The organism is Streptomyces poonensis, from assembly GCF_014650915.1.
GTDB classification, from domain to species: Bacteria; Actinomycetota; Actinomycetes; order Streptomycetales; family Streptomycetaceae; genus Streptomyces; species Streptomyces poonensis.
Genome location: NZ_BMVW01000001.1, coordinates 48674 through 69021 on the forward strand (window position 1 = coordinate 48674; position 20348 = coordinate 69021).

The following is a 20348-nucleotide window of genomic DNA, read 5'->3' on the forward strand; positions in this document are numbered from 1 at the left end:
GGCGGACTACGCGTCAGACGGACTACGCGTCCAGCGACGTCATCACGTGCTTGATCCGCGTGTAGTCGTCGAACCCGTACGCCGACAGGTCCTTGCCGTACCCGGACTTCTTGAAGCCGCCGTGCGGCATCTCCGCGACCAGCGGGATGTGGGTGTTGATCCACACGCAGCCGAAGTCGAGCGCCTTGGACATGCGCATCGCGCGCGCGTGGTCCTTCGTCCAGACCGAGGAGGCGAGCGCGTACTCGACGCCGTTGGCCCACTCGACGGCCTGCGCCTCGTCCGTGAAGGACTGGACGGTGATGACCGGCCCGAACACCTCGTTCTGCACGATCTCGTCGTCCTGCTTCAGCCCGGAGACGACGGTCGGGGCGTAGAAGTAGCCCTTCTCACCCACCCGGTGACCGCCGGCCTCGACCTTGGCGTGGGCGGGCAGCCGCTCGATGAAGCCGGAGACCTGCTTCAGCTGGTTGGGGTTGTTGAGCGGGCCGAACAGCACGTCCTCGTCGTCCGGGGCGCCGGTCTTCGTCTCGGCGGCGGCCTTGGCGAGCGCGGCCACGAACTCGTCGTGCACGGAACTCTGGACGAGGACGCGGGTCGCGGCCGTACAGTCCTGGCCCGCGTTGAAGAAGCCGGCGACCGAGATGTCCTCGACGGCCTTGGCGATGTCGGTGTCCTCGAAGACGACGACCGGCGCCTTGCCGCCGAGCTCCAGGTGGACGCGCTTGACGTCCTTGGCCGCGGACTCGGCGACCTGCATGCCGGCGCGTACGGAACCGGTGATGGACGCCATCGCGGGGATCGGGTGCTCGACCATCAGGCGGCCGGTCTCCCGGTCACCCGTCACGACGTTGAAGACGCCCTTCGGGAGGATCGAGCCGATGATCTCCGCGATGAGGACCGTCGACGCGGGGGTGGTGTCCGACGGCTTCAGCACGACCGTGTTGCCCGCCGCGATCGCCGGGGCGAACTTCCACACGGCCATCATCATCGGGTAGTTCCACGGCGCGACCTGAGCGCAGACACCGACCGGCTCACGGCGGACGATCGAGGTCATGCCCTCCATGTACTCGCCGGCCGAGCGCCCCTCCAGCATGCGGGCGGCGCCCGCGAAGAAGCGGATCTGGTCGACCATCGGCGGGATCTCCTCGGTGCGGGTGAGCCCGACGGGCTTGCCCGTGTTCTCCACCTCGGCCGCGATGAGCTCCTCGGCCCGCTCCTCGAAGGCGTCCGCGATCTTCAGCAGGGCCTTCTGGCGCTCCGCGGGGGTCGTGTCGCGCCAGCCCGGGAAGGCCCGCGCGGCGGCCTCCATGGCGGCGTCGACGTCCGCCCGGCCGGACAGCGGCGCCGTGGCGTACGCCTCGCCGGTCGAGGGGTTGACCACCTCGGTGGTCCGTCCGTCGGCGGCGTCACGGAATTCGCCGTCGATGTGGTTGCGCAGACGACGCAGCTCGCTGCTCACTGCCGGCCCTCCAGGTTCAGGTGTCCAGTCCTTGAGACACCACACTAATCCGCGGCCCGACGTTTTCAACACCCCCCACCCCACGGATGCTGCGAAATCCGCACGCTCCGCGCCCACCGACAACGAATTTCATCGATTCGGCCTTGCATGACTGTCGAGTCCTCATGCACAGTGAGTTCGTGGCCAGTCGAAGCGCAGACCCGAAGGACTCCAGGGACGCCCGCGAGTCCAGACACGGCACCCCGCACCTGGATGCCGTCTCCCTCGCCATCATCGAGCAGCTCCAGGAGGACGGCCGGCGCCCGTACGCCGCGATCGGCAAGGCCGTCGGCCTGTCCGAGGCAGCCGTGCGCCAGCGCGTCCAGAAGCTGCTCGACCAGGGCGTGATGCAGATCGTCGCCGTCACCGACCCGCTCACCGTGGGCTTCCGGCGCCAGGCGATGGTCGGTGTCAACGTCGAGGGCGACGTGGAGTCCGTGGCCGACGCGCTGGCTGGCATGGACGAGTGCGAGTACGTGGTGATGACCGCGGGATCGTTCGACCTGATGGTGGAGATCGTCTGCGAGGACGACGACCACCTGCTGGAGGTCATCAACAAACGCATCCGGGCCGTCCCGGGAGTGCGCTCCACCGAGAGCTTCGTCTACCTGAAGCTCAAGAAGCAGACCTACATGTGGGGAACCCGATAACCGTGAGCACCGCCAGCCAGAAGGAACAGACGGAACAGACGGAACAGAAGGATCTCAGCCGGACCGCGTACGACCACCTGTGGATGCACTTCACCCGCATGTCCTCGTACGAGCACTCCCCCGTCCCCACCATCGTCCGCGGCGAGGGCACGCACATCTACGACGCGAACGGCAAGCGCTACCTCGACGGCCTCGCCGGGCTGTTCGTGGTGCAGGCCGGCCACGGCCGCACCGAGCTGGCGGAGACGGCGGCCAAGCAGGCGCAGGAGCTGGCCTTCTTCCCGGTGTGGTCCTACGCCCACCCGAAGGCGATCGAGCTGGCCGAGCGCCTCGCGCACCACGCGCCCGGCGATCTGAACAAGGTCTTCTTCACCACCGGCGGCGGCGAGGCCGTCGAGACCGCCTGGAAGCTCGCCAAGCAGTACTTCAAGCTCACCGGCAAGCCGACCAAGCACAAGGTCATCTCCCGGGCCGTCGCCTACCACGGCACCCCGCAGGGCGCCCTGTCCATCACCGGACTCCCCGCTCTCAAGGCCCCGTTCGAACCGCTGGTGCCCGGCGCGCACAAGGTCCCGAACACCAACATCTACCGCGCCCCGATCCACGGCGACGACCCGGAGGCGTTCGGCCGCTGGGCCGCCGACCAGATCGAGCAGCAGATCCTCTTCGAGGGCCCGGACACGGTCGCGGCCGTCTTCCTGGAGCCGGTGCAGAACGCCGGCGGCTGCTTCCCGCCCCCGCCCGGCTACTTCCAGCGGGTGCGGGAGATCTGCGACCAGTACGACGTGCTGCTCGTGTCGGACGAGGTGATCTGCGCCTTCGGACGGCTGGGCACGATGTTCGCCTGCGACAAGTTCGGCTACGTACCGGACATGATCACCTGTGCCAAGGGCATGACCTCGGGCTACTCCCCGATCGGCGCCTGCGTGATCTCCGACCGGATCGCCGAGCCGTTCTACCGGGGCGGCAACACCTTCCTGCACGGCTACACCTTCGGCGGCCACCCGGTCTCCGCGGCCGTCGCCCTCGCCAACCTCGACCTGTTCGAGCGCGAGGGCCTGAACCAGCACGTCCTGGACCACGAGGACGCCTTCCGCGCCACCCTGGAGAAGCTGCACGACCTGCCGATCGTCGGCGACGTCCGCGGCAACGGCTTCTTCTACGGGGTCGAGCTGGTCAAGGACAAGGCCACCAAGGAGACGTTCGACGCGGAGGAGACCGAGCGCATCCTGTACGGCTTCCTCTCCAAGGCGCTCTTCGACAACGGCCTCTACTGCCGTGCGGACGACCGGGGCGACCCGGTCGTCCAGCTCGCACCGCCGCTGATCTCCGACCAGGGGACGTTCGACGAGATCGAGCAGATCCTGCGGGCGACGCTGACGGAGGCGTGGACGAAGCTGTGAGCGCGACCCGTCCGCGCGCACCGTACGAGGATGATCATCGGTCCGCGCCCGCCCCGGAAACGGGGATGATCTTCCGCATTTGATGATCAACACCGGCCCCGGTGTCCTCCGTTCGAGTGAGAAACGGCGGTCCGGGGCCGCGTACTGTCCGGCCCGGCTCCGGCGACTACCTAGCGTGCCTGTAACCGATCGGCCCCGCCTTCGTTCCCCCGTCCGGGGGACTCCCCACGGCATCCTGATCCGAACCGAGGTGTACGCCCATGGTGGCCCAGCCGGACAGCGACGTGCTCTGGGCACGCGCCCTCACCCATGCGCACAACGGCTCGCCCGCGCTGCGCGGCGTCTCGATCGGCGTCCGCGAGGGAGAGATCCTCGCCGTCAGCGGCCCGCGCGGCAGCGGCAAGACCACGCTCCTGCGCTGCCTGTCGGGGCAGTTCCGCCCACAGGAGGGCGAGGTGTGGTTCAACAGCACACCGGTCCACACCATGGGCCCCCTCACCCGCGAGCGGCTGCGCCGCGACCGCTTCGGCTGGATCGACCCCGAGCCGGTCCTCGTTCCGGAACTGACCGCCTGGGAGAACGCGGCCCTGCCGCTGATGCTGCGCGGCACCGGCCGGCGCGCCGCCAAGAAGACCGCCCTGGAGTGGCTGGAGCGGCTGGACATCGGCGGCTGCGCCCGCAAGCGCCCGTACGCCCTGCTGCACTCCGAGCGCCAGCGCGTGGTCGTGGCACGCGCCCTGGTCGGCGCCCCCACCGTACTGTTCGCGGACGAGCCGACCGCCCCGCTGCACCGCGCCGAGCGCGCCCACGTCCTGCGCACCCTCACCACGGCGGCCCGCTCGCACGGCATCACGGTCGTCCTCGCCACGCACGACGCGGACACCGCCGAGCTCGCCGACCGTACGGTGACGCTGCTGGACGGGCGGCGGGTGAACACCGTGCACCTTCCCCACCCCCCCGAGGCGGAGGGCCGCGCCGCGTGCTCGCTCTCCGTCTAGCCCGCGGCGCCCGGCCGGCCGTCCATCTGCGGCGCCTCCTGGTCACGGCCGCCTCGGGCGGCACGGCCTTCCTCCTGCTGTGCGTCCTGGGCCATGCGATCACCCACCCCGAGACACCCGCCAGGTCCGTTCTGCGGCTCGCATGGTGCGCGGGGCCCCTCGCGGCCACGGCGTACTGCGCGGTGACGGTCGCGCGTACGGACCCGGCGACGCGCCCCCGTCCCGGACTGTCGGCGATCGGCCTCGGCCCGCGCCGTCTGATGGCCCTCTCCGCGATGACGACGGCGCTGTCCGGCGTCATCGGCTCACTGTTCGCCCTGTTCCTCTTCCTCCATCTGCGCGGCGAGCCGGAGCGCCCGCCCTTCACCGGCGATGCCGCCCGCGCCCTGGCCCCGGGCCTGCCGCTGCCGCTGCCGGCCGCCCTGACGCTGCTGTCGGTGGTGCCGGCGGTCCTGGCCGTGACGGTCGCGCTGGCGCTGCGCCCCGCCGGCCCGGGACCGTGGTGGGCGACGCTGGCAGAAGGCCGCGGACTGCTGGCCCCGCGAGGGACCGGTGCCGACGCATCACGGCAGGCCGGTGCCGACGGAGCACGACAGGCCGGCGGCAGCGGAACACGGACGGCGGAAGGTCCCGGCGGCGTGCGCCGTACGCAGCCCGGACGGCTCGGCGGCCGCAGGCTCATCCGTGCTGGCGTCCGCCGCGGCGGCAACGGCTCGCACGCCCTGTCCACCGTGCTGGACACCTGCGAACCGGCGCTCACCGCCACCGGTGCCCCCGCGTGGGAACCGGACCCGTACACCTGCGCCGCGCCTCAACCCGCCCCCGGCGGCCTCCCCTGGGGCGTCGCCGTCCTGGCCGTCGGCCTCGCGATCGAGGCGTACGCGAGCAGTTCCGGGTCCGCCCCCGCGCTCCTGCTTCCCGGCGGCTTCGCGCACAGCTCCGCAGGGGCGCTCGCCGGCTGGCTGCTCACCACCCTCGGGCTGGTCCTCGCGGGACCGGGGCTGACCCACCTGTGCGGCCGGCTGCTGCAGGCCGTACGGCCGGGTGCGCTGCGGTTGCTCGCGGGGCGCGTACTGCAGGAGGAGGCACGGCGGATCGGACGTCCGCTCGGCGTGCTGTGCGCGGTGGCCTGCGGCGTCTTCACCATGGCGACCCTGTACTCCGGCGCGCGCCACTCCATCGGCCCGTTCACCACGCTGGGCGGTCTGGTGATGGTCGGCTGCACCGTCATGACGCTGGCCATCGTCGCGACCGAGGCGAGGGATGCCCGCGCGGGCACCACCGCCGCCCTCGTACGGCTCGGGGCGCCCGCCACGATGCTCCGCACCGCCGCCCTGCTCCGAGTCGGCGCCCTGCTCGCCCTCTTCGGCCCGCTGACCTGGGTGATCGCGGCACTGACGGCCGCTCCGCTGCGCCCCTGAACGGCGTACGAAAGCAGCACACGAAAGCGGCGTACGAAAAAAGTTTCGCTTCCGCCGATGAGTTCCGCGAGGCACCTCGGTCTACCCCCACGAAAGGATCACCACCGACGGGAGAGACCACGCATGTACCAGCAGATGATCTTCGTGAACCTGGCCGTGAACGACCTCGACACCTCGAAGAAGTTCTTCTCGGAGCTCGGCTACACGACCAACCCCCAGTTCACGGACGACAACTGCGCCTGCGTCGTGATCAGCGACACGATCATCGCGATGCTCCTCACCAAGCAGCGCTACGCCGAGTTCACCGGGAAGGAGATCGCGGACTCCACGAAGACCAGCGAGGTCCTGCTGTGTCTGAGCGCCGAGAGCCGCGAGAAGGTCGACGAGCTGTGCGACAAGGCGATCGCCACGGGCGGTACGGACTCCGGCCGGGTCCAGGACTACGGCACCATGTACGGCCGCTCCTTCGACGACCCGGACGGCCACACCTGGGAGGTCATGTGGATGGACCCGGCTGCCGTCCAGGGCTGAGCCGCGCCCCGGTGGCGGACGGCGCCGCGCACACGGAGCGCCGTCCGCCACCACTCAACACGCCCAAACTTCCGGGGAGTTAATAAGCGGGCAAAGCACATCGCGGGGACGCGGGTTCGCATTGACAGTGCTTATGGAGCGCTTATAGACCTGTGAGCCACATGAGGACACCGCTGCCACAGTCGGCTGTGTTCCCGTCCAACCCCCCGCTTTTCCCGTGAAGGGCAATCGTGTCCATATCTCCGCGCATCGCACGACCGGTGCGATACCTGGGTGTTGCCTCCGCCTCCGCCGCGCTGCTGCTCGGCGTCGCGGGCAACGCCATGGCCTGCAGCATCCGTGACTTCTCGGCCACGGCCGAGTGCGACGCCGACGGCAAGGGCGTCATCAGCGTCACCGACGTGGACCCGACGGGCGTCCCCGCCGAGGTCACCGTCCACCTGGAGAACAAGGGAGCGGACGAGCGGCTCGTCGGCACGAAGAGGATCGAGAACTCGACCGCCGAAGGCGTCACCGTCACGTTCCCCGAGGACTGGAAGCCGAACGCCGAGTACCGCATCCACATCACGGCCGGGAGCTACGTCAACGAGGACCTCGAGCCGCTGATCACGCCCGCCGAGGCATGCACGGCCTCCGACAACCCGCCGCCGGCCGACGAGGCCCCGAAGCCGTCGGAGGAGCCCGCCGACGAGCCCTCCGACGAGTCCTCCGCCGCACCGTCCGGCGACTCGTCCGCTCCCGCCGAGAGCCCGGTGCCGTCGGCGTCCGAGAGCACCGCACCCGCGGCGCCCGGGGACAGCGGCAACGTCCCCGGACCCGCGGGCCAGTCGAACCTCGCCGAGACCGGCGCCGGCTCCAGCACTCCGGTGATCGCCGGAATCGCCGCGGTCCTCGTTCTGATCGGCGGCGGCGCCGTGTACTTCGCCATGCGCCGTCGGGGAGCCTCTCGGGGCTGACGTATGACCGGCGCATGAGCCTGGTCCGTACGCAGGCCGTGCGCCGTACGGCGGCCTCTGCCGTACTCGGTACTGCGGCCGTTGTGGCCCGTCCCTCCCACCGGGGGACGGGCCATCGCGTCACCGTGATCCGTCTCCGTGATCCGTGATCCGTGATCCGTGATCCGTGATCCGTGATCCGTGATCCGTGATCCGTATGGATGGAGCCCGGGCCGGTCACGGCAGCGGGCCCACAGCCGAACCCAGCGGGCCCACAGCCGAACGCGGCAGGTTGTCAGCCGAACGCGGCAGGCCCTCAGCCGAACGTGGCCCGCTCCAGCCAGAACTCCAGCAGTTCCCGCTCCCCCAGCACCTCCAGCTCCCCGCTGTCGAGCGGAACCCGGCGGTAGAAGGCGAGCAGCACCTCGGTGAGCGGCCCGCGCAGCGCGACGTCCGCCTTCTCGTGCCCCCGCCGCCAGGCCACGCCCTTCTCGGTGAGCTCGACGACCCACTCGGCATCCAGCTCCCGGGGCGCGTCGGTCGCGTGCAGGTGGATGCTGCGCCCCGGCCCGCGCAGCTCGTTCGCCGCGTGGTGCTGCATCACGCTCTGGACGTACTCGACGATCTGCAGCCACTCGTCGATGGCGTCGGCGGCGATGTCCGGCGCCACCTCGTACGGCAGCCCCGCGGCGAGCGTCGCGTCCGCCCGGTGGACCGTGATCTCATGGGTCATCCGCCGGGCCCAGAAGCCCGCGCTCTGCTCCCACCCCCAGGTCCACACCGTCGCGTCGGGCCCCGCCTCCCGCAGCGACTCGACGACCAGCTCGCCGGTCTCCGCCAGCCATGCGTCCAGCACGGCGGGCTCACCCCGCTCCACCGGCCCCTCGAACCCCGGCACCTCCGACTCGGGCACCTGCTGCAGCGCCCGGACACGCAGGATGCGGTCCACCCAGCGCAGTGCGCCGCCGGTGTGCCGTACCAGCTGCTCCAGAGACCAGTCGGGACAGGTCGGTACGGTCGCCGACAGATCGGCGCCGGAGGTCACGACGTCCCTGAGCTGCCGTACCTGCTTCTCGATCTCATCACCGTAGAGATCATGACGCGCTTGCCTGCTTATCGTCATGATCCGCACCTTAGGCGGCCGAAGGCCCCCGAGTACGACATTTTCAGCTACCCAGTACGACAACTTCAGCGACGGAGCACAACAACTTCCGCCGCGTCGAAGACAACTCCGATCTCGTCCCCAGGCTCCGGCGCTTCCCGCAGCGCGCACGCCGCCTCCAGTCGCGGCGCGCCCTCCGTACTCAGATGGACGGCGACATGGGTGCCCCGGAACGTCCGCGCGGCCACGGTGCAGCGCAGCCCCTCCCCGGCCGCCACGACCCGTACGCCCGCCGGCCGCACCAGCAGCGCGCACGGGCCCTGGGCCGATCCCTCGGGCACGGGCACCTTGCCCCAGGGCGTGTCGGCGACCTGACCGCTGACGGTCGCCGCGACCACGTTGTCGAAGCCGAGGAAGCGCGCCACGAACTCGTCGACCGGCCGCTGCCACACCTCGAGGGGCGTACCGGACTGGGCGATCCGCCCGTCCCGCATCACCACGACCCGGTCGGCGAGCGCGAACGCCTCTCCCTGATCGTGCGTGACGGCCAGCACGGTGGTACCGAGCCGCCCGAACAACTCCCTCAGCTCCACGACCAGCCGCTCCCGCAGCGACCGGTCGAGCTGGCCGAGCGGCTCGTCCAGCATCAGCAGCCGGGGCCGGGGAGCGAGCGCCCGCGCCAGCGCCACCCGCTGCTGCTCGCCCCCGGAGAGGGACGCGACGCCCCTCCGTGCGGCGCCCGGCAGCCCAACGAGCTCCAGCAAGTCCCGTACGCGGTCGTCCTGTTCCGCGCGCGGGAAGCCGTGCATGCGTAGCCCGAACGCCACATTGCCGTCCACGTCCCGCTGCGGGAACAGCTGGTGGTCCTGGAACATCAGGCCGACCCCGCGCCGGTGCGCCGGCACCCGCGCCTGGTCGCGCCCGTCGAGCGACAAGCTCCCGGAGTCGAGGGGCTGCAGCCCGGCCACCGCCCGCAGCAGCGTCGACTTGCCGCTGCCGCTCGGCCCGAGCACACACACGATCTCGCCCTCGGCGACGCCCAGGTCCACGGCGTCGAGCACGGGCCGCCCGTCGAACCGTACGGTCGCGCGCTCGAGGCTCAGCAGACTCTGCGGGCTCTGCGGACTCTGCCGACTCTGCGTCATCTAGAACTCTCCCGTCGCACCTGCACGAGACGGAACCCGCAGCCGCTCCAGCACCAGCAGCGCCACCGCGCACACCACCATCAGAATCGTCGACAGGGCCATCGCCTGCCCATAGTTGAGATCACCGGGCCGCCCGAGCAGCCGTGCCACGGCCACCGGCAGCGTCGGGTTGTCGGGCCGCGCGATGAACACGGTCGCCCCGAACTCACCGAGCGACACCGCGAAGGCGAACCCGGCCGCGATCAGCAGCGCCCGCCGCACCAGTGGCAGATCCACCTCCCGCCACACCCGCCACGGCGACGCCCCGAGCACGGCCGCCGCCTCCCGCAGCCGCGTGTCCACGGCCCGCAGCACCGGCAGCATGGTCCGTATGACGAAGGGGACGCCCACCAGCGCCTGCGCGAGCGGCACGAGGATCCACGAGCTGCGCAGATCCAGCGGCGGCTCGTCCAGCGCGATCAGGAACCCGAATCCGACGGTCACCGCCGACACGCCGAGCGGCAGCATGAGCAGCGCGTCGAACCCGCGGACCAGCCGGCCCGCGCCCCGGCGGGCCAGGGCCGTGGCGGCGAGCCCACCGATCACCACCGCGATGGCGGTGGCGGCCAGCGCGTACCGCAGCGAATTGCCGACCGCCTCGATCGGCGCCACCAGGAAGATCCCACCGTCGTCGTTCGTCAGGGCCTCGTAGTAGCCGAAGCCGGGCGCGCCGAACGAACGCTCGACGAGCACGGCGAGCGGCAGCACCACCAGCAGGACCACGGTGCCGAGGACCCCGGCGAGCAACGCCCACTGCCCCGCGCCACGCGGCCGCCGCGCGGTCACCGAGGCGTCCACCAGTCGCAGCGCGGTCTCCCGCCGCCGTACGGTCCAGGCGTGCACGGCGAGGATCGCGCCGACGGCCGCGAACTGCACGAGCGTCAGCACGGCGGCCGTGGAGAGGTCGAAGATCTCCGAGGTCTGCCGGTAGATCTCCACCTCCAGCGTGGCGAACGTGGGCCCGCCGAGGATCTGCACCACACCGAACGACGTGAAGGTGAAGAGAAAGACCATGAGCGCGGCCGCCGCCACCGCCGGGGCGAGCGCGGGCAGGGTCACTTTCCGCCAGGCCGCGAACCGGGAGGCGCCGAGCATCCGCGCGGCCTCCTCCTGGCGCGGGTCGAGCTGCGACCAGAGCCCGCCGACGGTACGGACGACGACCGCGTAGTTGAAGAACACATGGGCGAGCAGGATGGCCCAGACGGTGGTGTCGAGCCGTACGCCCCACAACTCGTCGAGCAGTCCGCCGCGCCCCAGCAGTGCCAGGAAGGCGGTCCCGACGACGACGGTCGGCAGCACGAACGGCACGGTGACGACCGCCCGCAGCACCTGCTTGCCCCTGAACTCGAAGCGCGCGAAGACATACGCGCCGGGCAGCGCGATCAGCAGCGTGAGGGCCGTGGAGGCGAGCGCCTGCCAGACGGTGAACCACAGCACATGCCGGACACCGGACTCCGCCAGCACGTCCCCGATCCGCCCGAACTGCCAGACCCCGTCGACATGCAGCCCGCGCGCGACGATCGCGGCGACGGGGTAGGCGAAGAAGAGCGCGAAGAACGCGACCGGCAGGACCATGAGCCCCAGCCGGACCGCGCTCGAACGCGAGACCGCTCTCGCGGCCCGGGACCTCACTTCAGTACGAGCGACGTCCACGCCTTGACCCACTCGTCACGATGCTCGGCGATCACGTCCGGTGCCATGGTCTCCGGGTCGTCGACCTCGACGCTGTACTTCCGGTAGTCCTCCGGCAGCTGCGCGCCCTCCCGTACGGGGTCGACGAACATGTTCATCGGCATGTCCTCCTGGAAGGTCTTGCCGATCATGAAGTCCAGCAGCGCCTTGCCGCCCTCGGGGTTCGCCGCGTTGCTCAGCAGCCCCGCGTACTCGACCTGCCGGAAGCAGGTGCCGGTCGCGACGCCGGTCGGCGCGGTCTTCGGCTGCGGGTCGGAGAAGATCGCCTCGGCGGGCGGCGAGCTGGCGTACGAGACGACGAGCGGCCGGTCGCCCCCGGCCTTCTTCCCGCCGGCGGACCCGGAGAACTCCTCGTTGTAGGCCTGCTCCCAGCCGTCGACGACCTTCACGCCGTTGGCCTTGAGCTTCTTCCAGTAGTCCTGCCACCTCTCGTCCCCGTACTGCGCGGCGGTGCCGAGGAGGAAGCCGAGACCCGGCGAGGAGGTGGAAGCGTTCGAGGTGACGAGGAGGTCCTTGTACGCGGGCTTGACGAGATCGTCGAAGGAAACCGGCGGATCGAGCTCGTGCTCGCTGAAGTACGCCTTGTCGTAGTTGACACAGATGTCGCCCGTGTCGATGGCCGTGACCCGGTGCTTGTCCTGATCGGCACGGTACTCGGACAGAACGGACTCCGCGTCCTTCGCCTCGTACGGCTGGAAGACCCCGTTGTCGAGGGCCCGCGACAGCAGGGTGTTGTCGACACCGAAGAAGACGTCGCCCTGCGGGTTGTCCTTGGTCAGGACGGCCTTGTTGACGGCCTGCCCGGCGTCACCGTCCTTCAGCACCTTGACCTCGTACCCGGACTCCTTCTCGAACTCCTTCAGCACGCCCTCGGAGGCGACGAAGGAGTCATGGGTGACGAGCGTGACGGTCTTGGAACCGCCACCGCTCCCGCCGTCACCTTCGCCGGAACCGGACGACCCGCACGCGGCCAGCGTCGTGACGAGACCCAGGCCGACGACGACGGCCGTGCACGTCCTGGTGGTGATGCTCACTGAATTCTTCCTCCTGGGGGTGACCAGGAAGAGACGCGGCCCTGCCCGGGGACCTCGCGGGTTCCCGGGCAGGGCGCAACAGCTCGAGTGGTGACCGATCTCCCTACCCAGAATGACCTGGGCGAGGTTCAGAGGGTCTGCGGTCGCTCCCGCACTCTCAGCGCTGTGGCGCTCCCCTGTCGGAATATGAAGATGTGTGTACGCCGGTCAGCGTACCCCTTGACCGGACAATGGCTGGTAGTGACTGCTGCCTACCGCTCGGTGGCCGCCAGCTGGCCGCACGCGCCGTCGATCTCCTGCCCGCGGGTGTCCCGGATGGTCACCGGCACCCCGTGGGCGGCGATGGCCTCCGCGAACGCCTTCTCGTCCTCGGGCCGCGAGGCGGTCCACTTGGACCCGGGCGTCGGGTTCAGCGGAATGAGGTTGACGTGCACGGGCTTGCCCTTGAGCAGCCGGCCGAGGCGGTCACCGCGCCACGCCTGGTCGTTGATGTCCCGGATCAGCGCGTACTCGATGGACAGCCGCCGCCCGGACCTGGCCGCGTACTCGAACCCGGCGTCCAGCACCTCGCGCACCTTCCACCGCGTGTTCACGGGGACGAGCGTGTCACGCAGCTCGTCGTCCGGGGCGTGCAGCGAGATGGCGAGGCGGCACTTGAAGCCCTCGTCGGAGAAGCGGTGGATGGCCGGGACCAGTCCGACGGTGGACACGGTGATACCGCGCTGCGACAGCCCGAGCCCGTCCGGCTCAGGATCGGTCAGCGCGCGAATGGCGCCCACGACCCGCTTGTAGTTGGCGAGCGGCTCACCCATGCCCATGAAGACGATGTTGCTGAGCCGCGCCGGACCACCGGGGATCTCGCCGTCCCTGAGCGCCCGCATCCCGTCCACGATCTGGTGCACGATCTCGGCGGTCGACAGGTTCCGGTCGAGCCCGGCCTGGCCGGTCGCGCAGAACGGGCAGTTCATCCCGCAGCCGGCCTGCGAGCTGATGCACATGGTGACCCGGTCCGGGTAGCGCATCAGCACGGACTCGACGAGCGTGCCGTCGAAGAGCCGCCAGAGGGTCTTGCGGGTGGTCTCCTGGTCGGTCGACAGATGGCGGACGACCGTCATCAGCTCGGGAAGCAGTGCCTCCTGGAGCTTGGCGCGGGAGGAGGCGGGGATGTCGGTCCACTGCTCCGGGTCGTGCGCGTACCGCGCGAAGTAGTGCTGTGACAGCTGCTTCGCACGGAACGGCTTCTCGCCGACCGCGGCGACCGCCTCCTTGCGCTCGGCGGGCGTGAGGTCAGCGAGATGCCGCGGCGGCTTCTTGGCTCCGCGCGGCGCGACGAAAGTGAGTTCTCCGGGCTTAGGCATGGCCTTACCAGTGTCGCAGACGAACGCGGAAGGGCCCGCCGCCCTGTGGACAACGAGCCCCTCACCCGACCCTCACGCACAAAAGCGCAGGTCAGACGCCTGCTAAACGGGTCAGCCCGCCCCCACGAAGGCCACCAGCAGCAGCCACACCACCGGAGCCGTGGGCAGCAGTGAGTCGAGGCGGTCCATGATTCCGCCGTGGCCCGGCAGCAGGGTGCCCATGTCCTTGATGCCCAGGTCACGCTTGATCATGGACTCGCCGAGGTCGCCGAGCGTGGCGCTGGCCGCGACCGCGAGGCCGAGGAGCAGGCCCTGCCACCAGGTGCCGCCGTCGATCAGGAACTGCATGGACAGCGCGCCCGCGACCATGGCGAAAGCGATCGCGCCGAGCAGGCCCTCGCGGGTCTTGCCCGGGCTGATGCGCGGGGCGAGCTTGCGCCGGCCGAAGCGCCAGCCGACCGCGTACGCGCCCGTGTCGCTGACGACCGTCAGCAGCAGGAAGACCAGGACCCGCCACGGGCCGTCGTCCGCGGTGAGCATCAGGGCGACGAAGGTGGCCAGGAACGGTACGTAGAAGGCGGCGAAGAGCCCGGCCGTGACGTCCTTGAGGTAGCCCTCCGGAGTCTCCGTCATACGCCAGACGAGAACCGCGAGCGCGGTGAGCGCCATCGCCACCCAGGCGCCGTCCGGGCCCCGTACGTACCCGGCGACGACCATCGCCGCACCGCCCACCGCGAGCGGTACCAGGGGCGCCTTGATGCCCTTGCGCTCCTGGAGACGCGTCGTCAGCTCCCACAGGCCCACCACCACGGCGACCGCTATGACACCGACGAACACGGCCTTGACGACGAACAACGACGCGACGATCACCGCACCGAGTCCCAGCCCGACCCCTATCGCGGCGCCCAGGTCCCGGCCCGCGCTCTTCTTCTGCGGGGCGGGCTGCGGGGCGTCGGGCGGCATGGGCTCCGGCTCCTGCGGCGCCGCCCTGTGGGGCTGGGGCTGCGCCTGCGGCGTGTCGTCACGGAACAGGGGGCCACCCAGCCGGGCGGCCCCCCGGTCGTCATCCTGGTTCCCGCCATGCGCGGGGACGTCGGGCACGATGGGCATGGGCCGAGTCTGCTGGGCGTCATGCGCATCGTACGCGGGACCCGCCGGGGCAGCCCCCTGAACAGGTCCTCGGTCGGACGGCCCCCAGTACCCGGCGTGTGGCGGGGCCCCCCAGGAAGAGTCGTTCATCAGACCTCGAGCAGCTCGGCTTCCTTGTGCTTGAGGAGCTCGTCCACCTGGGCGACGTACTTCGCGGTGGTGTCGTCGAGTTCCTTCTCCGCGCGGCGGCCCTCGTCCTCGCCGACCTCGCCGTCCTTGACCAGCTTGTCGATGGCGTCCTTGGCCTTGCGGCGGACCGAGCGGATGGACACCTTGGCGTCCTCGGCCTTGGTCTTGGCGACCTTGATGTAGTCGCGACGGCGCTCCTCGGTGAGCTCGGGGAACACCACACGGATGATGTTGCCGTCGTTGCTGGGGTTGACGCCCAGGTCGGAGTCACGGATCGCCTGCTCGATATTGCGCAGCGCGCTCTTGTCGAACGGGGTCACGACGGCCATGCGCGGCTCCGGCACCGAGAACGAGGCCAGCTGGTTGATCGGCGTCAGCGCACCGTAGTAGTCGGCCACGATCTTGTTGAACATCGCCGGGTGCGCACGGCCGGTGCGGATCGCGGCGAAGTCCTCCTTGGCGACCACGACGGCCTTCTCCATCTTCTCCTCGGCTTCGAGGAGGGTCTCTTCGATCACCACTTGCTCCTGCGTGTCTTGAGTAGGCCCGGCTGCTGTTCTGAGGTTCAGGGTCGGCGGCCGGCTGCGTCGCGTCTTATTCCTGCACGGTTCCCGACCGGCAGGACATTGTCCATCCCCCGGTCAGGGTCCGTCCCCCGGGCAGGGGGCCAGTCGGTCAGGCCCGGCCGCCCTGGTCGCCCACGAGAGTGCCGATCTTCTCACCCTTGACGGCCCGAGCGATATTGCCCTCCGCCAGAAGCTCGAACACGAGGATCGGCAGCCTGTTGTCCCGGCACAGGGTGATCGCGGTGGCGTCGGCGACCTTGAGTTCGCGGGTGATGACCTCGCCGTAGCCGAGGGAGTCGAACTTGACCGCTTCCGGGTTGGTCTTGGGGTCGGAGTCGTAGACGCCGTCCACACCGTTCTTGCCCATCAGCAGTGCCTCGGCGTCGATCTCCAGGGCGCGCTGGGCGGCGGTGGTGTCGGTGGAGAAGTACGGCATGCCCATACCGGCACCGAAGATGACCACACGGCCCTTCTCCAGGTGGCGGACGGCGCGCAGCGGGATGTAGGGCTCGGCGACCTGGCCCATCGTGATGGCGGTCTGCACGCGGCTGTCGATGCCCTCCTTCTCCAGGAAGTCCTGGAGCGCGAGGCAGTTCATCACCGTGCCGAGCATGCCCATGTAGTCCGAGCGGGCCCGGTCCATGCCGCGCTGCTGGAGTTCGGCGCCGCGGAAGAAGTTGCCGCCGCCGATGACGACCGCGATCTGCGCGCCGTCCCGGACGACGGCCGCGATCTCGCGGGCGATGGCGTGCACCACGTCGGGGTCGACGCCCAGGCCCCCGCCGCCGGAGAAGGCCTCTCCGGACAGCTTCAGCAGAAACCGGCCGCTCACTTTGCCGTCGTCGCTCTTCTGGGCCTTGGTGGTCATGGGAATCTCGCCTCTTTTACGTGTCGCACATACGAAGAAGGCCATTGCCGATGGGGTGTGGTTCGCATCCCATACGCGGCAATGGCCTCCTCGTCAGATCTGCTGTCGTCCGCCACGCGCGCGTGCGCCGCGGCATACGCGAACGGTGCGGACGACTGCTGTCGACGACCCTAGCGGGGTTCCCCCGAGGGTCGTGCGTCGATCGCGGTCCGGACTCAGATGCCGACCTTGATGCGCGAGAAGCGCTTCAGGGTGACACCGGCCTCGTCCAGCACCTTCTGAACGGATTTCTTGTTGTCGAGCGCGTACGGCTGACCGAGCAGCGTGGCGTCCTTGAAGAAGCCGTTGAGACGACCCTCGACGATCTTCGGCAGGGCGGCCTCGGGCTTGCCCTCGGCGCGGGTGGTCTCCTCGGCGACACGGCGCTCGGTCTCGACGACCTCGGCCGGGACGTCCTCCTTGGAGAGGTACTTCGGCGCGAAGGCGGCGATGTGCTGGGCGACGCCCTTGGCGACCTCGGCGTTCGGCTTGTCGAGCTCGACGAGGACACCGATCTGCGGGGGCAGGTCGGGCATGGTGCGGTGCATGTACGCGGTCACGAAACCGTCCGCGAACTGCGCGAAGCGGTCCAGGACGATCTTCTCGCCGAGGTTGGCGTTGGCCTCGTCCACGAACGCCTGGACGGTCTTGCCGGCCTCGATCTCGGAGGCGAGCAGCGCCTCGATGTCGGCCGGGGAGGTCTTGGCGACGTGCTCGGCGATGGCCTGGGCCACGGCCTGGAACTTCTCGCCCTTGGCGACGAAGTCCGTCTCGCACTTCAGCTCGACGATGACGCCGGAGGAGTTGTCGTCGGCGAGGACGGAGACCACGGCGCCGTTCTCGGCGGAGCGGCCCTCGCGCTTGGCGACGCCCTTCTGGCCCTTGATCCGAAGCGCCTCGACGGCCTTCTCGACGTTGCCCTCGGCCTCGTCCAGCGCCTTCTTGCAGTCCATCATGCCGGCGCCGGTGAGCTCGCGGAGCTTCTTGACGTCGGCGGCGGTGTAGTTCGCCATGAGTCTGTGAGTCTTTCTCGAAGTCTGGAAGATCGGAGATCTACGGGGTCTGGGATCCACAGGAAGCCGTGGATCCCTGACACTCCGCCGACCTACAGGTGAACGGCGGGAGCGATGAGCGGAACCTCCCATGCCATCGTGGCGATGGGGACCGTGTCACCGCTCCCGCCGTCAGCACTCTGAGGGTCAGGCCTGCTCGGCGTCGGCGGCCGGAGCCTCGGCGGCCGGGGCCTCGGCCGGCTGCTCGGCCTCGGCGGCCGGGGCGGCAGCCTCGGCGTCCGCCTTCTTCTCGCCCTTGAGCAGGTCGCGCTCCCACTCGGCGAGCGGCTCGCCCTGGGCCTTCTCGCCCTCGCCCTTACCGGCGCCGGAGCGGGCGATGAGGCCCTCGGCGACGGCGTCGGCGATCACGCGGGTGAGCAGGGTGACGGAGCGGATGGCGTCGTCGTTGCCCGGGATCTTGTAGTCGACCTCGTCGGGGTCGCAGTTGGTGTCGAGGATGGCGACGACCGGGATGTTCAGCTTCCGGGCCTCGCCGACCGCGATGTGCTCCTTCTTGGTGTCCACGATCCAGACGGCGCTGGGCACCTTCTGCATCTCGCGGATACCACCGAGGGTCTTCTCCAGCTTGGCCTTCTCACGCGAGAGGACCAGGAGCTCCTTCTTGGTCAGACCGGAGGACGCGACGTCCTCGAAGTCGATCTGCTCGAGCTCCTTCAGGCGCTGCAGACGCTTGTAGACGGTCGAGAAGTTGGTGAGCATGCCGCCCAGCCAGCGCTGGTTGACGTAGGGCATGCCGACGCGCGTGGCCTGCTCGGCGATGGCCTCCTGCGCCTGCTTCTTCGTGCCGACGAACATGACCGTGCCGCCGTGGGCGACGGTCTCCTTGACGAACTCGTAGGCGCGGTCGATGTACGACAGCGACTGGAGCAGGTCGATGATGTAGATGCCGTTGCGCTCGGTGAAGATGAAGCGCTTCATCTTCGGGTTCCAGCGACGGGTCTGGTGACCGAAGTGGACGCCGCTCTCCAGCAGCTCCCGCATCGTGACGACGGCCATGGCCGTTCTCCTTGGGTTTCTCGGTTGTGCCGCGGGTGCCGGACGGCACTCGCGCCTGACGCCCGCGGTGCGCCGAGCCACATAAGGACCGAGGGGCGCGGATACGGGCCACGAAAGCGGCCTCGTACCGGGGCGTGCGAAGTCGACCCGGTGGCCCGGGTCGCCATCAGAAGTGTACGGGACCCGCGAGGCACCGGGTGACGCCGATATCCACAAAGGGCCGGTACTCCACAGATCGCGGCCGTGATCGGTCCGTCCGCGCCACCGTTGTCGCATGCGAGCGAAACGATGTGTGCGAGCGGCGCAGAGGGTGCCGGGCCTGCTGCTGGGCATGGCCGTCGTGGTCCTCGGGGTGTTCCCGCCGGGGGTGACGGACCGGGCGGGCGGGGGTGAGGCCGGTGGTGCACGGGTCCGGGCCGTGGAGGTGGTGGGGAGGGCGGAGGCGGCCGGTCCGGCGGAGCCCGTGCCTCCTGGACCGCCGGGGAACGATGCGGTGGTGCCCGCCGTCGGCCGTGCCTGGCCCGTGGGCGCCGGGGGCCCGCGGCCTCGGGTCGTACGGGGCTGGGAGCCGCCGGCGACGCCGTACGGCCGGGGGCACCGGGGGGTGGATCTCGCGGCGGTCCCGGGCGCCCGGGTACGCAGCGCCGTACCGGGCCGGGTGGCGTTCGCGGGCCGGGTCGCGGGGCGCGGGGTGGTGTCGGTCGAGCTGACGAGGACGGGCGAGCCGCCGCTGCGGACGACCTTCGAACCGGTCCGGGCGTCGGTGGAGAAGGGCGACGAGGTGGCGGCCGGTGACGTTCTGGGCACGCTGGAACCGGTCTCGTCCCACTGCCCGTCGCCCTGCCTCCACTGGGGTCTGCTGAGAGCCGACGCCTACCTGGACCCGCTGTCCCTGCTCCCGCCGTGGCTCCTGCGCGTGGGGCCGTCCCGGTTGCTGCCGGTGGCCGGGGTGCCGGAACCGGCACGTCGGGCGTGACTCCGGCCGACGTGCACGCGGACCGGCCGGACCTGACCGGCCGGACCTGACTGCCCTGACCGACCGACCAGACCCGACCGCCCGGACTGACCGACCAGACCCGACCGCCCGGGCTCAGCCCAGGACCCCCCGCAGGGCCATCGCCACCGCCGCGTCGGTGATCGCCCCGGGGTCCTCCGCCGCGCCGAGCTCGATGCGCCGCACGGCCGCGTCGACCACGCCCTGGAGCAGCATCGCGGCCAGCCGGGGCTGCGCGTGCTCCATGGCCACCAGCGCCTCGACGATCATGGCGACGAGACCGCCGTGGGCCGCGCGGATCTTCTCCCGGGCACCCGCGTCCAGCTCGCTCGCCGAGATCGCGACGACGGCCCGGTGCCGCCGGTCCCCCACCAGGGCCAGCTGCTGCCGTACGTATGCCTCGACCTTGCCCTCGGGGGTGTCCGCCGCCGCCATGGCCGCCTCGACCTCCGCCGCCCAGACGGGGAAGTCGACCTCGCAGAGTTCCTCGACCACGGCGGCCCGCGAGCGGAAGTACTCGTAGACGGACGACCGCGCCAGTCCCGTGCGCTCGGCGAGCGCCGGGAACGTCAACGCCTCCGTCCCGCCCTCGGACAGGAGGGAGCGCGCAGCGTCCAGCAGGGCGGCGCGCTGCATCGAACGGTGCTCGGCCACAGAGGCCGCTCGAATCCTTGGCACGTCAACCACTTTACGGACGGTTCACCGGCGGCGGGAGCCGCCCGGTC

Annotated in this window: 19 protein-coding genes; 7 read left to right on the top strand and 12 right to left on the bottom strand. The window is 70.4% G+C overall.

Translation table 11 applies throughout. The annotated features are described in order from the left end of the window. Positions 1 to 22 precede the first annotated feature (22 nt). The gene (locus IE242_RS00180; RefSeq protein ID WP_189854051.1) at positions 23 to 1462 is read right to left on the bottom strand and encodes a gamma-aminobutyraldehyde dehydrogenase; all 1440 of its coding nucleotides are present in this window, start codon (positions 1460 to 1462) and stop codon (positions 23 to 25) included. 164 nt (positions 1463 to 1626) lie between these two features. Between IE242_RS00180 and IE242_RS00185 the strand changes: the two genes are divergently transcribed. From IE242_RS00185 to IE242_RS00210, 6 genes are all read left to right on the top strand, one after another. After that, a complete protein-coding gene (locus IE242_RS00185; RefSeq protein WP_189854052.1) occupies positions 1627 to 2151 on the top strand; it encodes an Lrp/AsnC family transcriptional regulator in 525 nt (174 codons plus the stop codon). Further along, positions 2136 to 3554: an aspartate aminotransferase family protein gene (locus IE242_RS00190; RefSeq protein WP_373299426.1), complete on the top strand. Its 1419-nt coding sequence runs from the start codon at positions 2136 to 2138 to the stop codon at positions 3552 to 3554. The genes IE242_RS00185 and IE242_RS00190 overlap by 16 nt, the downstream gene beginning before the upstream one ends. A gap of 260 nt (positions 3555 to 3814) precedes the next feature. Beyond that, on the top strand, positions 3815 to 4552 hold the full coding sequence (locus tag IE242_RS00195; RefSeq protein WP_189854054.1) for an ABC transporter ATP-binding protein: 738 nt from the start codon (positions 3815 to 3817) through the stop codon (positions 4550 to 4552). Next, positions 4534 to 5973, top strand: coding sequence for a hypothetical protein (locus IE242_RS00200; protein ID WP_189854055.1), 1440 nt, complete (start codon positions 4534 to 4536; stop codon positions 5971 to 5973). The genes IE242_RS00195 and IE242_RS00200 overlap by 19 nt, the downstream gene beginning before the upstream one ends. Positions 5974 to 6096: 123 nt before the next feature. After that, a complete protein-coding gene (locus IE242_RS00205) occupies positions 6097 to 6504 on the top strand; it encodes a VOC family protein (protein WP_189854056.1) in 408 nt (135 codons plus the stop codon). A 260-nt stretch (positions 6505 to 6764) separates the two neighbouring features. Then, a complete protein-coding gene (locus IE242_RS00210) occupies positions 6765 to 7460 on the top strand; it encodes an LAETG motif-containing sortase-dependent surface protein (RefSeq protein WP_229857904.1) in 696 nt (231 codons plus the stop codon). A 295-nt stretch (positions 7461 to 7755) separates the two neighbouring features. On the opposite strand, the gene IE242_RS00215 is transcribed toward IE242_RS00210, so the two are convergent. From IE242_RS00215 to rpsB, 10 genes are all read right to left on the bottom strand, one after another. Next, on the bottom strand, positions 7756 to 8562 hold the full coding sequence (locus IE242_RS00215) for a maleylpyruvate isomerase family mycothiol-dependent enzyme (RefSeq protein ID WP_189854058.1): 807 nt from the start codon (positions 8560 to 8562) through the stop codon (positions 7756 to 7758). Positions 8563 to 8627: 65 nt separating this feature from the next. Next, entirely contained in the window at positions 8628 to 9686 is a 1059-nt protein-coding gene (locus tag IE242_RS00220; protein WP_189854059.1) for an ABC transporter ATP-binding protein, read from the bottom strand. Beyond that, positions 9687 to 11378, bottom strand: coding sequence for an ABC transporter permease (locus IE242_RS00225; protein WP_189854060.1), 1692 nt, complete (start codon positions 11376 to 11378; stop codon positions 9687 to 9689). Beyond that, a complete protein-coding gene (locus IE242_RS00230) occupies positions 11354 to 12451 on the bottom strand; it encodes a thiamine ABC transporter substrate-binding protein (protein WP_189854061.1) in 1098 nt (365 codons plus the stop codon). The genes IE242_RS00225 and IE242_RS00230 overlap by 25 nt, the downstream gene beginning before the upstream one ends. Before the next feature lie 251 nt (positions 12452 to 12702). Then, positions 12703 to 13809 (bottom strand): dual-specificity RNA methyltransferase RlmN, encoded by a 1107-nt coding sequence (rlmN, locus tag IE242_RS00235; protein WP_189854062.1) that lies wholly within the window; start codon positions 13807 to 13809, stop codon positions 12703 to 12705. A 111-nt stretch (positions 13810 to 13920) separates the two neighbouring features. After that, complete coding sequence (locus IE242_RS00240) at positions 13921 to 15048, bottom strand: phosphatidate cytidylyltransferase (protein ID WP_189854063.1); 1128 nt, start codon at positions 15046 to 15048, stop codon at positions 13921 to 13923. Further along, positions 15048 to 15605, bottom strand: coding sequence for a ribosome recycling factor (frr, locus tag IE242_RS00245; RefSeq protein WP_189854064.1), 558 nt, complete (start codon positions 15603 to 15605; stop codon positions 15048 to 15050). The genes IE242_RS00240 and frr overlap by 1 nt, the downstream gene beginning before the upstream one ends. 157 nt (positions 15606 to 15762) lie before the next feature. After that, positions 15763 to 16521 (bottom strand): UMP kinase, encoded by a 759-nt coding sequence (gene pyrH, locus IE242_RS00250; RefSeq protein WP_189854065.1) that lies wholly within the window; start codon positions 16519 to 16521, stop codon positions 15763 to 15765. A gap of 215 nt (positions 16522 to 16736) precedes the next feature. Next, positions 16737 to 17573: a translation elongation factor Ts gene (gene tsf / locus IE242_RS00255; RefSeq protein ID WP_189854066.1), complete on the bottom strand. Its 837-nt coding sequence runs from the start codon at positions 17571 to 17573 to the stop codon at positions 16737 to 16739. A gap of 186 nt (positions 17574 to 17759) precedes the next feature. Beyond that, positions 17760 to 18629, bottom strand: coding sequence for a 30S ribosomal protein S2 (gene rpsB / locus IE242_RS00260; RefSeq protein ID WP_189854067.1), 870 nt, complete (start codon positions 18627 to 18629; stop codon positions 17760 to 17762). 274 nt (positions 18630 to 18903) lie between these two features. Here rpsB and IE242_RS00265 point away from each other — a divergent pair, with 274 nt between their 5' ends. Further along, entirely contained in the window at positions 18904 to 19605 is a 702-nt protein-coding gene (locus tag IE242_RS00265) for a M23 family metallopeptidase (protein WP_229857920.1), read from the top strand. A gap of 114 nt (positions 19606 to 19719) precedes the next feature. On the opposite strand, the gene IE242_RS00270 is transcribed toward IE242_RS00265, so the two are convergent. Further along, on the bottom strand, positions 19720 to 20277 hold the full coding sequence (locus tag IE242_RS00270) for a TetR/AcrR family transcriptional regulator (protein ID WP_189854069.1): 558 nt from the start codon (positions 20275 to 20277) through the stop codon (positions 19720 to 19722). Positions 20278 to 20348 lie beyond the last annotated feature (71 nt).